The following is a 13955-nucleotide window of genomic DNA, read 5'->3' as shown; positions in this document are numbered from 1 at the left end:
TCCCCCATCTATTCAAAGTTTGGCTTCTAGTTCAAGTGCACCGATCGGTGTTGGATATTCGCCTGTGAAACAAGCCGTACATTGTCCTTTCAGTGGACCATCGAACGGACGGTCAATCGCATTGACCATTCCGTTGACTGTCAGAAACTCCAGTGAGTCAGCACCGATTTCTTGGCAAATCTCACTGGGGGTCAGGCGGGCGGAAATCAGTTCGTCTTTTGACGACGTATCGATGCCGTAATAACACGGATTCGTGATCGGCGGCGCCGTGATGCGGACATGAACTTCCGTTGCCCCGGCTTCGCGTAACAGTCCAACGATGCGGCGGCTTGTCGTCCCACGCACGATGGAATCATCAACCATGATGACCCGTTTGCCGTTGACGACACCCCGTAGTGCCGATAACTTCATCTTGACACCGCGCTCGCGGAGTTCTTGCGACGGCTGAATGAACGTCCGTCCGACGTAACGGTTTTTAATCAATCCCATCTCGTAGGGAATCCCGCTCGCTTCCGCATAACCAATCGCAGCGGAGATACTTGAATCCGGAACACCTGTGACGACATCTGCCTCGACCGGTGCTTCTTCGAACATTTTTTTGCCAAGTGCTTTTCGTGCCGTATGGACATTGACCCCATCAATCATCGAATCGGGACGGGAAAAGTAGATGTATTCCATCGAACACATCGCCCGCTCATGCGGTTCCATATACTGCCGTGATGACATACCGGACGTCGTGATCGTCACGAGCTCTCCCGGCTCGATGTCACGAATGAACTCGGCCCCGACGATATCAAAAGCACACGTTTCCGATGAAAAGACGATGCCGCCATCTGGTGTTTTCCCGAGTGATAACGGGCGCAGACCGTGTGGATCGACGGCGACGTACAACGTATCTTCCGTTAAAAAAAGAAAGGCGAATGCACCGACAAGCCGCGCCAGACTATCGGCAATCCGGTCTTCGAGTGTCGGTAATTTACTCCGTTTGACGAGGTGGGCGACGACTTCCGTATCGCTTGTTGTCTGGAAAATCGCCCCTTCCGCCTCAAGTAAATGTTTTAACGAATCGGCATTGACGAGATTCCCGTTATGGGCAAGTGCCAAGTCACCCGTCCGTGATTTGAAGTGAAGCGGTTGTGTGTTCTCGAGCGTGTTGCCACCAGCTGTCGAGTAACGGACGTGTCCGATCGCATGCTGTCCGGCTAACGAATCGAGTGTCTCTTGTGAAAAAACTTCCGTCACAAGTCCTTGTCCCCGGTGTGGAAGAAGCAGGTTGCCGTCGCTCGCGACGATTCCTGCGCCCTCTTGCCCCCGGTGTTGCAGACTGTGGAGACCATAATAAGCAAGTTGTGCCGCTTCCGGTTGTCCGAAAATCCCGAATACCCCACACTCTTCATTTAATCCTTTGATGTCATATAACACGCGATCGCCCCTTCCCAGTCGGCTTGCAGTGTTGAACGTGTTGCTTCGATGAGTGTGTCCGTTGTCTTGATTTGAATCGAATCCTCTGCTGTGACGTGACCTAGTTTTTCAGCACCTGTCTGTTCGACGAAGGCTGCCTCGTGCTCCGGCTTCACCGATACGACGAACCGGGATTGTGATTCACTGAAGAGATGTAACGCCGGTCCTTCAAACGTCACGTCGAGACCGAGCGTCGTTCCGAATGTCATTTCTGCCAAGGCGACGGCGAGTCCACCTTCCGCGACATCATGGATGGCTGTGACGAGCCCTGCCTGAACGGCTGTTTGTAAGGCACGTAAACGGGTTTGTTCGACGTTCAAATCGATGCGTGGTGCTTTCCCGAATGATTTTTCGAATTGCATGTATTGGAGTTCACTGCCACCGAACTCCGGTAACGTCTCACCGAGCACGTAGACGGCGTCGCCTGCTTGTTTGACGTGTTGTGTCGTGATCCAGTCGGTCTGGTCATGTAACCCGACCATTCCGACGACCGGCGTCGGGTGGACGGCTTTGCCGGCTGATTCATTGTAGAGCGAAACGTTTCCGCCGATGACCGGTGTCTCGAGCACGCGGCAGGCTTCAGCCATCCCGGCCGTCGCTTGTTCGAGTTGCCAGAAGCCTTCCGGTTTATCCGGATTCCCGAAATTGAGGCAATCGGTGATCGCAAGTGGTGTTGCACCACTTGCAACAATATTGCGGGCGGCTTCAGCGACGGCGATCTGACCACCGACGAACGGATCGAGGTAAACGAAGCGGCTGTTACAGTCTGTCGTCATCGCGAGTGCTTTGTTCGTGCCACGGACACGGATGACGGCTGCATCGGAACCCGGTGCAACGACGGTTGACGTTTGAACCATATGATCATACTGATCGTAGACCCAACGTTTTGACGCGATCGTCGGTTGCTTGAGCAGGGCACGCCATGTTTCGACGACATCCTCGACGACCGGCAACGTCTCTTCCATTGCTTGGAACTCTTCATAATAAGCCGGAACGCGCGATGGCTTTTGATAGACCGGTGCTTCTTCCGCAAGGGCATCGACCGGTACTTCAGCGACGATCGTTCCGTGCTGGACAAGGCGAAGGACTTTTTCTTCGATGACTTCGCCGACATGAACGGCATGTAAGCCCCATTTGCTGACGATCGCTTCGATTTCCGCTTCCCGTCCGCGCTCGACGACGAGCAACATCCGTTCCTGCGACTCCGATAACATCATTTCGTAAGCGGTCATGCCGGTTTCACGTTGCGGCACATCATCAAGGTGCATTTCAATCCCCATGCCGGCTTTCGATGCCATTTCGGCTGACGACGAGGTCAGTCCGGCTGCCCCCATGTCCTGCATCCCGACGAGTGCCGGATGGCCGACGATTTCGAGACAGGCTTCAATCAATAACTTCTCCATGAAGGGGTCACCGACTTGGACGGCCGGACGTTTTGCTTCCGTATCCTCACCGAGATCCTCTGAAGCGAAGGTCGCACCGTGGATGCCGTCACGCCCTGTTGCCGCACCGACGTACATGACCGAGTTCCCGGCACCTTTCGCAAGACCTTTTTGAATATCTTCGTGGTTGATCAGTCCGATACACATCGCATTGACGAGTGGGTTTCCTTCATACGAACGGTCGAAACCGACTTCTCCGCCAATCGTCGGAATCCCGACGCAGTTGCCGTATCCGGCAATCCCGGCGACGACTTGTTCAAACAACTGATTGACGCGTGGTGTCCCGAGATGCCCGAAACGAAGCGAGTTCATCAACGCGACAGGACGGGCTCCCATTGAAAAGATATCGCGGATGATCCCACCGACACCCGTTGCTGCCCCTTGGTAGGGTTCGACGGCTGACGGATGATTATGACTTTCGATCTTAAAGACGACCGCTTGATTATCACCGATATCGACGACACCTGCGCCTTCACCTGGTCCTTGCAAGACACGGGGACCTGTCGTCGGAAACTGGCGTAAGACCGGTTTTGATGTTTTGTACGAACAGTGTTCTGACCACATGACGGAGAAGAGTCCTGTTTCCGTGTAGTTCGGTTGACGACCGAGTAAGTCGACGACCATCTGGTACTCCGCGTCGCTAAGTCCCATCGTCGCATAAATCCGTTGCTCCTGAATTTGCTCAATCGTTGGTTCAGACTGTTGTTTTAACATGGTGGGCCCCCTGTTTGACGAGTGAAGTGAATAACTTAAGTCCATCTGTTCCGCCTGTCAGCATCTCGACAGCACGCTCCGGGTGTGGCATCATCCCGAGCACATTTCCTGCTTTATTCGTAATTCCCGCGATATCGCCGCGTGATCCGTTCGGATTGTCGACGTATGTGAAGGCAATCTGTTGATTCGTCTGCAACATCGCGTACGTGGCGTCGTCACAGTAGTAGTTTCCTTCCCCGTGAGCGATTGGAATCGAAATCGTTTCGCCCGGTGCATAATCTGACGTGAAACGTGTCTGGTGATTTTCGACCTTCAGTTCGACCGTCCGGCACATGAACTTCAGTCCGGTATTGCGGTGCAAGACACCCGGGAGAAGACCCGCTTCGACAAGGATTTGGAAGCCGTTACAGACACCAAGAACGGTTTTCCCTTCTGCTGCAAATCGTTTTACTTCCTCCATGATTGGTGAAAACTGGGCGATTGCGCCGCAGCGGAGATAGTCCCCGTATGAGAAACCGCCCGGAAGCAGGACACCATCGTATCCTTCAAGTGACGTTTCGGTATGGAAGACATAGTCCGCTTCCTCACCGAGCGCATCCTTAACGGCGTGGTACATATCTAAATCACAGTTCGATCCTGGAAAGACGATGACCGCGAACTTCATGCCGTCGTCACCTCTTCTACTTCAAAACGATAGTCTTCCATCACTGTGTTGACGAGGAGCTTTTGGCACATGTCATGAATCATCGTGTCCGTCGTTTCATCCGAGACGAGCAGTTCGATTCGTTTTCCGATCCGGACTTCTTCGACACCCGTAAAACCGAGTTGCGCAAGACCACCTTTGACAGCGACTCCTTGTGGATCTAAAATGCTTTCCCGTAATGCGATCGATACGATGACTTTTTTCATTGTGTGTTTCCCCCTAGGCGATTGAATAGTGTTTGGTACGTGTCGATGAGTGATCCGATGTTGCGACGGAAGACATCTTTATCGAGGTGCTCTCCCGTTTCTTTATCCCACAGACGGCATGTATCCGGTGAAATTTCGTCAGCCAGTAGAATCTCGCCTGTCGGTGTTTTTCCGTATTCCAGTTTGAAATCGACGAGCGTGATCCCCTTTTCGTCAAAGTACGGACGTAAGACGGCATTGACGCGGTTCGCTTCTTCTTCAAGTAAATCGAGCTCTTCCGTAGTCGCAATCTTCAGTAAATTGATGTGTGCACGGGTGACGAGCGGATCGCCTAAGCTATCATCTTTATAGTAAAACTCAACGATTGGTGTTTCGAGCACCGTTCCTTCTTCGATCCCAAGCCGTTTGCTGAGGCTTCCAGCGACGACATTGCGGACGACGACTTCGAGTGGAATGATGGTGACACGGCGTACGAGCTGTTCGCGCTCGGAAATTCGTTCAATGAAATGGGTCGGAATGTTGGCCGCTTCAAGTACTTCAAAGAAGTGACTCGTCAAGCGGTTGTTCAGTTCACCTTTACCTGCGAACTCTGCTTTTTTCTCTCCATTAAATGCTGTCGCTTCGTCCTTGTAGACGATGCGGAGCACGTCCTGCTCCTGCGTCGTGTATAATCGTTTAGCCTTACCTTCATAAAGTGGTTGCATTGCTTTCGTCCCCCAAGATCCTAAGATGTAGACGGGGACAATGCCCCGTCTCAGGTTGATTAGTTCAAGCCACACCGTTCAAAAATTTCATCGACCCGGCTCGTATGATACGTTGGATCAAAACAAGCATCGAGTTCTGCTTCTGTAAAGAGTTGTTGAATCTCTTGTTCCTGCCATAACAAGTCACGGAACATGATTTGTTCTTCCCATGCTTGCATCGCCCGTGGTTGGACGAAGTCGTACGCGGCTTCACGCGACCAGCCTTTTTCAATCAAAGCGAGTAAGACGTGTCCGGAGAAGATGACACCAAATGTCCGGTCCATGTTGCGTTTCATGTTTTCCGGGAAGACCGTCAAGTTTTTGACGATGTTGCCGAACCGGTTCAACATGTAGTTGAGTAAACCGGTTGCGTCCGGCAGAATGATCCGTTCCGCAGACGAATGGGAAATGTCCCGTTCGTGCCAAAGCGAGACGTTTTCGTAAGCCGTCACCATGTGTCCACGAATGACCCGGGCAAGCCCTGTCATGTTTTCTGAACCGATCGGGTTACGTTTATGTGGCATCGCGGATGATCCTTTTTGACCTTTCGCGAAGAATTCTTCGACTTCCCGTGTTTCGGTTTTTTGAAGACCACGAATTTCCGTCGCCATCTTCTCAATCGATGTCGCGATTAACGCGATGGTCGACATGTAATGGGCATGACGATCACGCTGAAGAGTTTGAGTCGAGACCGGCGCCGGTTTCGTTCCAAGCTTCTCACAGACATATTTTTCGATGAACGGGTCGATGTTCGCAAACGTTCCGACCGCACCTGACATTTTTCCGTATTCAACGGTCTCACGTGCAGCGTCGAAGCGGACTTTGTTCCGTTTCATCTCTTCGTACCAGAGGGCAAGCTTCAGACCGAAAGTCGTCGGTTCGGCATGGACACCGTGTGTCCGTCCCATCATGACCGTGTATTTATGTTCGTTCGCTTTGACTTTCAAAATCTCGATGAAGCGGTCAAGATCCGCTGCGAGAATATCGTTTGCTTGCTTCAAGAGATACGAGAGTGCTGTATCGACGACATCCGTTGACGTCAGTCCGTAATGGACCCATTTACGTTCTTCACCAAGCGTCTCCGATACAGCGCGTGTAAAGGCGATGACGTCATGGCGTGTCTCTTGTTCGATTTCATTGATGCGGCTCACATCAAACGAGGCATTGTCCCAAAGGAGTTTCACATCTTCTTTTGGAATGACACCAAGCTCGCTCCACGCTTCACAAGCTAAGATTTCGACTTTCAACCAAGCCTCAAATTTATTCTGTTCTGTCCAAATCGCTTTCATCTCAGGTCGTGTATACCGTTCGATCATCTAACCGTCTCCTTCCAGATTTGCAGGCGCTCGACTTCGGCTAATGCTTCTTCGACTGAATCCGCTAAGATGTTCAAGTGCCCCATCTTCCGTCCTGTCTTCGCTTCCTGCTTTCCATATAAGTGAACTTTCGTCCGTGCCGATAATGTATGTTGTTCCTCGGATAATGCTGTGACATGTTGACCTAGGATGTTCGCCATGACGACCGGTGTCGTCAGACGGGTATCACCGAGCGGGAGCCCACAGATGGCACGGATGTGCTGTTCAAACTGTGACGTCTCACACGCATCGATGGAATAATGCCCCGAGTTATGTGGGCGTGGCGCCAGTTCATTGACGATGATTTCTGAACCGACGACAAAGAGTTCGATGGCGAGTGTCCCAATCAAGCCGACTGCTTCGGCAATGTTCGTTGCCAAATCAATTGCCTGTTGTGACAGCTCATTTGAAATGCGGGCCGGAACGATCGACAGATGGAGTATGTTATCCCGGTGAATGTTTTCGCTGACTGGAAAGGCACGCGTTTCCCGTTCGCTCCGTGTGACGATGACGGAGATTTCTTGATCGAACGGTAACCATTTTTCAGCGACGTATTCGGTCGGTTCGAACGTTTCAATGGTACCTGCTAAATCAGCTGTTGTCCGAATGACCGTCTGCCCTTTTCCGTCATAACCGAAGCGAGCCGTCTTCAGGACGAAAGGTAATCCTAACCGTTCGCTTGCTTCTTTCAAGTCTGCAACGGTATGAACAGCGTGATACGGTGCGACCTGATAACCATGTCGTTCAATCATCTCTTTTTCCCGAATCCGGTGTTGCGTCTGAAACAACAACTCTGTCCCGTGGACCAACTTATCACCGATTGCCATCGCGACTTCGTGCGAGATGTTCTCAAATTCGTATGTGACGACATCTGATTCTTGCGCTAGACGCTTTGCTGCTTCGACGTCCGTAAAGTCTGCGACAATTTGTTGATCCGTGATTTGCGCGCAAGGTGCATTTTCCGTCGGATCCAGTGTCAGGAGTTCGTATCCCATTTCGCGTGCCGATAATGCCATCATCCGTCCGAGCTGGCCGCCACCTAAGATTCCAATCTTCGTCATGTCAGATGCACCTCGGAAGCGATGACTTGTCCTTCTAGTTCGACGCGCATATGGTCGAGTGCTCGCGCAATCCGCTCGTCTACTGTTCCAAGAATTTGTGCTGCCAGTAATCCGGCGTTCTTTGCACCCGCCTCACCGATCGCAACCGTAGCGACAGGCACACCACCCGGCATCTGGACGATCGAGAGTAAGGAATCGATGCCTTGAAGAGCTTTGCTTTTAATCGGAACCCCGATGACGGGGAGTGTTGTTTTCGCTGCCACCATTCCTGGCAAGTGGGCTGCCCCACCCGCTCCTGCAACAATGACCTTCAGTCCTCGTTCGCGCGCTGTTTCTGCGTAACGGAACATTAAGTCCGGTGTTCGGTGGGCCGAGACCACTTTCTTTTCGTACCGAATGTTCAGCTGATCGAGTACATCACATGTCGCTTTCATTGTTGACCAGTCAGACTGGCTTCCCATAATGACGCCGATTTCCACATTACTCATCTTCGTCTCCTCCTTTTTGCATAAAAAAAGCCCAAACCACGACTAAAAGGGTGGCTTAGGGTATAAAAAGGTACGCCAAAGAACGATCGACGAACATCCATATACCCCATAGTCCAACGATTTAGGGTCGTCGGGTAGAAACTTGCAAGCCATATCCCTGCTATTATACGAGGTGTTATATTCAATCTTCCTATCACGCCTTCATCTTAACAAGACAAGGAAGCATCCGTCAACCAAAGGCGAACAATTTAATTATCTGAAAATTTATCGTTCGGTTTTATACACAATTAGCTAGTTCATTTTTTAATTGCATTCGGAATTTTTGTTATTGGTCGTACAAAAAAAGGCAAAGCCTCACGGTTACGTGAACTTCACCTTAGCCTGTAGTCAAAAAATGTAGTTTGCTGAACTGGGATGATTGACGTTGCACGGCCTGACTCAGACGTTGCTCCAACCTCTATTTGAGGAACGGACGGTTCATTTTTGTAAGCAAAAACGCCGATGACCCCGTTTTTCATACGGATTCATCGGCGTCTTCTATACCTGTTCTTCTCGGTCGTGACGTCCTGATACATATCCTGAGCTACGCACCTCTGTCAGAGACAAATAATCCGGAGGCGAGCGTCTAAAGGAATCAGTCAGATTCTGTTTTCGCTTTACAGTCAAAAATGATCTGTTGGCGAATCGGATACGGTTCTTCATTCGCATCTAATCCAAAAATCGGTTCTTCACGTCGAACAGTCGGACGATAACCCATGGCATCAATCCGATCGAGGCAGTCGCTGATTGTTTCATTCTCTTCAACAGCCACTCGAAGTTTTTGTTTTTTTGCCATGTGTGTCACGTTCCTTCCTTATTATATAAGTCATGCATCTTTGAAAAAACATCAAGATACAAAAAAAGTCCATAAAAAAGCGGCGGCCCTTGAGCGTATGCTCCAGAACCACCGTTTGCCTGGCAACGTCCTATCCTCACAGGGGGAAGCCCCCAACTACTTTCGGCGTTCAAGTGCTTAACTTCCGTGTTCGGCATGGGAACGGGTGTGACCACTTGGCTATCGTCACCAGACGACGGGCTCGCGCCCTCAAAACTGAAGTCATCAACAATCATCTGCTAGAACAAGGCCTCGACCGATTAGTATCACTCAGCTCCGCATGTCACCATGCTTCCACCCGTGACCTATCTACCTCATCGTCTCTGAGGGGTCTTTCTTGATTACTCAAAGGGAAATCTCATCTTGGAGGGGGCTTCATGCTTAGATGCTTTCAGCATTTATCCCGTCCGCACGTAGCTACCCAGCGATGCTCCTGGCGGAACAACTGGTACACCAGCGGTGCGTCCATCCCGGTCCTCTCGTACTAAGGACAGCTCTCCTCAAATTTCCTGCGCCCACGACGGATAGGGACCGAACTGTCTCACGACGTTCTGAACCCAGCTCGCGTACCGCTTTAATGGGCGAACAGCCCAACCCTTGGGACCTACTCCAGCCCCAGGATGCGATGAGCCGACATCGAGGTGCCAAACCTCCCCGTCGATGTGGACTCTTGGGGGAGATCAGCCTGTTATCCCCAGGGTAGCTTTTATCCGTTGAGCGATGGCCCTTCCATGCGGAACCACCGGATCACTAAGCCCGACTTTCGTCCCTGCTCGACTTGTAGGTCTCGCAGTCAAGCTCCCTTCTGCCTTTGCGCTCTACGAATGATTTCCAACCATTCTGAGGGAACCTTTGGGCGCCTCCGTTACTGTTTAGGAGGCGACCGCCCCAGTCAAACTACCCGCCTGACACGGTCCTCCAGCCGGATTACGGCTGCGAGTTAGAGACTCTATGCATGAAGGGCGGTATCCCAAGGGTGACTCCTCCGAAGCTGGCGCTCCGGTCTCGACGTCTCCCGCCTATCCTGTACATCATGCACAAAGCCTCAATATCAGGCTGTAGTAAAGCTCCATGGGGTCTTTCCGTCCTGTCGCGGGTAACCTGCATCTTCACAGGTACTATGATTTCACCGGGTCTCTCGTTGAGACAGTGCCCAAATCGTTACGCCTTTCGTGCGGGTCGGAACTTACCCGACAAGGAATTTCGCTACCTTAGGACCGTTATAGTTACGGCCGCCGTTTACTGGGGCTTCGGTTCAAAGCTTCGCTTGCGCTAACCCATCCCCTTAACCTTCCAGCACCGGGCAGGCGTCAGCCCCTATACGTCATCTTGCGATTTAGCAGAGACCTGTGTTTTTGCTAAACAGTCGTTTGGGCCTATTCACTGCGGCTCTACTCATGTAGAGCGTCCCTTCTCCCGAAGTTACGGGACCATTTTGCCGAGTTCCTTAACGAGAGTTATCCCGCGCGTCTTAGAATTCTCATCCCGCCTACCTGTGTCGGTTTACGGTACTGGCACCTTCCACCTCACTAGAGGCTTTTCTTGGCAGTGTGAAATCGTGACCTTCGTCCCTAGGGGACTCCGCGTCGTTCCTCGATCTTGGTGCCTGACGGATTTGCCAATCAGACAATCTCGAAACTTACACATGCACTTCCATCCGCATGCGTCACTATCCTCCTGCGTCCCCCCATTGTTCAAACGGTGGATCGGTGGTACAGGAATATCAACCTGTTATCCATCGCCTACGCCTTTCGGCCTCGGCTTAGGTCCAGACTAACCCTGAGCGGACGAGCCTTCCTCAGGAAACCTTGGGCTTTCGACGGAGGGGATTCTCACCCCTCTTTTCGCTACTCACACCGGCATTCTCACTTCCAAACGCTCCACTGCTCCTTCCGGTACAGCTTCACAGCGGTTTGGAACGCTCCCCTACCATTCCTTACGGAATCCGCAGCTTCGGTGGTATGTTTAGCCCCGTTACATTTTCGGCGCGGCGCCACTCGACTAGTGAGCTATTACGCACTCTTTGAATGGTGGCTGCTTCTAAGCCAACATCCTAGCTGTCTAGGCAGCGCCACATCCTTTTCCACTTAACATACACTTTGGGACCTTAGCTGGCGGTCTGGGCTGTTTCCCTCTTGACTACGGATCTTATCACTCGCAGTCTGACTCCCGAGTATAAGTTGCCGGCATTCGGAGTTTAACTGAATTCGGTAACCCTGTGGGGGCCCCTAGTCCAATCAGTGCTCTACCTCCGGAACTCTCAACCTCGAGGCTAGCCCTAAAGCTATTTCGGGGAGAACCAGCTATCTCCAGGTTCGATTGGCATTTCACCGCTACCCACACCTCATCCCCGCACTTTTCAACGTGCGTGGGTTCGGACCTCCAGTCAGTGTTACCTGACCTTCATCCTGGACATGGGTAGATCACCTGGTTTCGGGTCTACGACAACGCACTATGGCGCCCTATTCAGACTCGCTTTCGCTACGGCTCCGCCTCATCAGCTTAACCTCGCGCGCTATCGTAACTCGCCGGTTCATTCTACAAAAGGCACGCCATCACCCATTAACGGGCTCTGACTACTTGTAGGCATACGGTTTCAGGATCTATTTCACTCCCCTCCCGGGGTGCTTTTCACCTTTCCCTCACGGTACTGGTTCACTATCGGTCACTAGGGAGTATTTAGCCTTGGGAGATGGTCCTCCCGGATTCCGACGGGGTTTCACGTGTCCCGCCGTACTCAGGATCCACTCTGGAGGGAAAACAGTTTCAGCTACAGGGCTGTCACCTTCTTCGGCCGACCTTTCCAGGTCATTCACCTACTGTCTTCCTTTTTGACTCCGTATAGAGTGTCCTACAACCCCGGAGAGCATGCTCTCCGGTTTGGGCTGTTCCCGTTTCGCTCGCCGCTACTCAGGGAATCGCATTTGCTTTCTCTTCCTCCGGGTACTTAGATGTTTCAGTTCCCCGGGTCTGCCTCACGCTACACTATGTATTCATGTAACATGTCCCATCCCATTACGGATGGTGGGTTCCCCCATTCGGAAATCCTCGGATCAAAGCATACTTACTGCTCCCCGAAGCATATCGCTGTTCGTCGCGTCCTTCATCGGCTCCTAGTGCCAAGGCATCCACCGTACGCCCTTCATACCTTGATCTAGCATTTTGGTATTCTAAGAACACACGTCTAATGACATGGTTATAAAAATTTGATGTCTTGTTGATGTCTTCAGTTTTCAAGGTGCGAGTGTCTCTTACGAGACTAGAGAGACGAGCTCTCAAAACTGAACGATGGGCATGTCCCTTACGGGACGTTTTCCTTAGAAAGGAGGTGATCCAGCCGCACCTTCCGATACGGCTACCTTGTTACGACTTCACCCCAATCATCTACCCCACCTTCGACGGCTGGCTCCTTACGGTTACCTCACCGGCTTCGGGTGTTGCAAACTCTCGTGGTGTGACGGGCGGTGTGTACAAGACCCGGGAACGTATTCACCGCAGTATGCTGACCTGCGATTACTAGCGATTCCGACTTCATGCAGGCGAGTTGCAGCCTGCAATCCGAACTGGGAACGGCTTTCTGGGATTGGCTCCACCTCGCGGTCTCGCTGCCCTTTGTACCGTCCATTGTAGCACGTGTGTAGCCCAACTCATAAGGGGCATGATGATTTGACGTCATCCCCACCTTCCTCCGGTTTGTCACCGGCAGTCTCCCTAGAGTGCCCAACTAAATGCTGGCAACTAAGGATAGGGGTTGCGCTCGTTGCGGGACTTAACCCAACATCTCACGACACGAGCTGACGACAACCATGCACCACCTGTCACCCTTGTCCCCGAAGGGAAAACTTGATCTCTCAAGCGGTCAAGGGGATGTCAAGAGTTGGTAAGGTTCTTCGCGTTGCTTCGAATTAAACCACATGCTCCACCGCTTGTGCGGGTCCCCGTCAATTCCTTTGAGTTTCAGCCTTGCGGCCGTACTCCCCAGGCGGAGTGCTTAATGCGTTAGCTTCAGCACTGAGGGGCGGAAACCCCCCAACACCTAGCACTCATCGTTTACGGCGTGGACTACCAGGGTATCTAATCCTGTTTGCTCCCCACGCTTTCGCGCCTCAGCGTCAGTTACAGACCAAAGAGTCGCCTTCGCCACTGGTGTTCCTCCACATCTCTACGCATTTCACCGCTACACATGGAATTCCACTCTTCTCTTCTGTACTCAAGCCTTCCAGTTTCCAATGACCCTCCCCGGTTGAGCCGGGGGCTTTCACATCAGACTTAAAAGGCCGCCTGCGCGCGCTTTACGCCCAATAATTCCGGACAACGCTTGCCACCTACGTATTACCGCGGCTGCTGGCACGTAGTTAGCCGTGGCTTTCTCGCAAGGTACCGTCAGGATACGAGCATTACCTCTCGTATCTGTTCTTCCCTTACAACAGAGTTTTACGATCCGAAAACCTTCATCACTCACGCGGCGTTGCTCCATCAGACTTTCGTCCATTGTGGAAGATTCCCTACTGCTGCCTCCCGTAGGAGTCTGGGCCGTGTCTCAGTCCCAGTGTGGCCGATCACCCTCTCAGGTCGGCTATGCATCGTCGCCTTGGTAGGCCATTACCCCACCAACTAGCTAATGCACCGCAAGGCCATCTCAAGGTGACGCCGGAGCGCCTTTCATCATCGGACCATGCGGTCCGAAGAACTATCCGGTATTAGCTCCGATTTCTCGGAGTTATCCCAATCCTTGAGGCAGGTTCCTTACGTGTTACTCACCCGTCCGCCGCTCATTCCACTCGCTTCCCTCCGAAGAGTTCCGTGAGCTTCCTGCGCTCGACTTGCATGTATTAGGCACGCCGCCAGCGTTCGTCCTGAGCCAGGATCAAACTCTCCATAAAGTGTTTGACTTGCTCGTTTTTGTGA

9 protein-coding genes, 3 rRNA genes and 1 riboswitch are annotated in these 13955 nt (G+C 52.1%); all 12 genes read right to left on the bottom strand.

Annotated features, from left to right (window positions below; genetic code table 11):
• Window positions 1-12: 12 nt before the first annotated feature.
• Window positions 13-1422 carry an amidophosphoribosyltransferase gene (gene purF, locus AC0VYQ_RS02510; RefSeq protein WP_088836274.1) on the bottom strand — a complete coding sequence of 470 codons (1410 nt, stop codon included), beginning with the start codon at window positions 1420-1422 and terminating at the stop codon, window positions 13-15.
• On the bottom strand, window positions 1398-3617 hold the full coding sequence (gene purL, locus AC0VYQ_RS02505) for a phosphoribosylformylglycinamidine synthase subunit PurL (protein WP_475404183.1): 2220 nt from the start codon (window positions 3615-3617) through the stop codon (window positions 1398-1400). Before purL ends, purF begins: the two co-directional genes overlap by 25 nt.
• Entirely contained in the window at window positions 3598-4281 is a 684-nt protein-coding gene (purQ, locus tag AC0VYQ_RS02500; protein WP_029332587.1) for a phosphoribosylformylglycinamidine synthase subunit PurQ, read from the bottom strand. Before purQ ends, purL begins: the two co-directional genes overlap by 20 nt.
• Window positions 4278-4526, bottom strand: coding sequence for a phosphoribosylformylglycinamidine synthase subunit PurS (gene purS, locus AC0VYQ_RS02495; protein WP_159172781.1), 249 nt, complete (start codon window positions 4524-4526; stop codon window positions 4278-4280). The genes purQ and purS overlap by 4 nt, the downstream gene beginning before the upstream one ends.
• The gene (purC, locus tag AC0VYQ_RS02490) at window positions 4523-5230 is read right to left on the bottom strand and encodes a phosphoribosylaminoimidazolesuccinocarboxamide synthase (RefSeq protein WP_475404182.1); all 708 of its coding nucleotides are present in this window, start codon (window positions 5228-5230) and stop codon (window positions 4523-4525) included. The genes purS and purC overlap by 4 nt, the downstream gene beginning before the upstream one ends.
• 59 nt (window positions 5231-5289) lie before the next feature.
• Window positions 5290-6585 carry an adenylosuccinate lyase gene (gene purB, locus AC0VYQ_RS02485; protein WP_475404181.1) on the bottom strand — a complete coding sequence of 432 codons (1296 nt, stop codon included), beginning with the start codon at window positions 6583-6585 and terminating at the stop codon, window positions 5290-5292.
• Window positions 6582-7685 carry a 5-(carboxyamino)imidazole ribonucleotide synthase gene (gene purK / locus AC0VYQ_RS02480; RefSeq protein WP_475404180.1) on the bottom strand — a complete coding sequence of 368 codons (1104 nt, stop codon included), beginning with the start codon at window positions 7683-7685 and terminating at the stop codon, window positions 6582-6584. The genes purB and purK overlap by 4 nt, the downstream gene beginning before the upstream one ends.
• Window positions 7682-8173, bottom strand: a complete 492-nt coding sequence (purE, locus tag AC0VYQ_RS02475) for a 5-(carboxyamino)imidazole ribonucleotide mutase (protein ID WP_088836265.1) — start codon at window positions 8171-8173, stop codon at window positions 7682-7684. The genes purK and purE overlap by 4 nt, the downstream gene beginning before the upstream one ends.
• A gap of 89 nt (window positions 8174-8262) precedes the next feature.
• A riboswitch (purine riboswitch) is annotated at window positions 8263-8364 on the bottom strand.
• A gap of 443 nt (window positions 8365-8807) precedes the next feature.
• Window positions 8808-9008 carry an NETI motif-containing protein gene (locus tag AC0VYQ_RS02470; RefSeq protein WP_029332581.1) on the bottom strand — a complete coding sequence of 67 codons (201 nt, stop codon included), beginning with the start codon at window positions 9006-9008 and terminating at the stop codon, window positions 8808-8810.
• Between the two features lie 117 nt (window positions 9009-9125).
• A 5S ribosomal RNA gene (gene rrf, locus AC0VYQ_RS02465) occupies window positions 9126-9241 on the bottom strand.
• A 46-nt stretch (window positions 9242-9287) separates the two neighbouring features.
• A 23S ribosomal RNA gene (locus tag AC0VYQ_RS02460) occupies window positions 9288-12202 on the bottom strand.
• Between the two features lie 166 nt (window positions 12203-12368).
• Window positions 12369-13930: ribosomal RNA gene (locus tag AC0VYQ_RS02455) — 16S ribosomal RNA — on the bottom strand.
• The 16S, 23S and 5S rRNA genes sit together here, the layout of an rRNA operon.
• Between the last annotated feature and the right edge of the window lie 25 nt (window positions 13931-13955).

The organism is Exiguobacterium sp. QJM3NY_9 (assembly GCF_056173545.1).
Note: the sequence above shows the minus strand (reverse complement) of the source record. Positions and strands in the feature narration are given on the sequence as shown.

What these genes read in the sequence shown, in the direction of transcription:
- purQ (WP_029332587.1), bottom strand. Translation starts at nt 4,281, where the DNA reads ATGAAGTTCGCGGTCATCGTCTTTCCAGGATCGAACTGTGATTTAGAT.
- purL (WP_475404183.1), bottom strand. Translation starts at nt 3,617, where the DNA reads ATGTTAAAACAACAGTCTGAACCAACGATTGAGCAAATTCAGGAGCAA.
- purB (WP_475404181.1), bottom strand. Translation starts at nt 6,585, where the DNA reads ATGATCGAACGGTATACACGACCTGAGATGAAAGCGATTTGGACAGAA.
- purK (WP_475404180.1), bottom strand. Translation starts at nt 7,685, where the DNA reads ATGACGAAGATTGGAATCTTAGGTGGCGGCCAGCTCGGACGGATGATG.
- purE (WP_088836265.1), bottom strand. Translation starts at nt 8,173, where the DNA reads ATGAGTAATGTGGAAATCGGCGTCATTATGGGAAGCCAGTCTGACTGG.
- purC (WP_475404182.1), bottom strand. Translation starts at nt 5,230, where the DNA reads ATGCAACCACTTTATGAAGGTAAGGCTAAACGATTATACACGACGCAG.
- purS (WP_159172781.1), bottom strand. Translation starts at nt 4,526, where the DNA reads ATGAAAAAAGTCATCGTATCGATCGCATTACGGGAAAGCATTTTAGAT.
- AC0VYQ_RS02470 (WP_029332581.1), bottom strand. Translation starts at nt 9,008, where the DNA reads ATGGCAAAAAAACAAAAACTTCGAGTGGCTGTTGAAGAGAATGAAACA.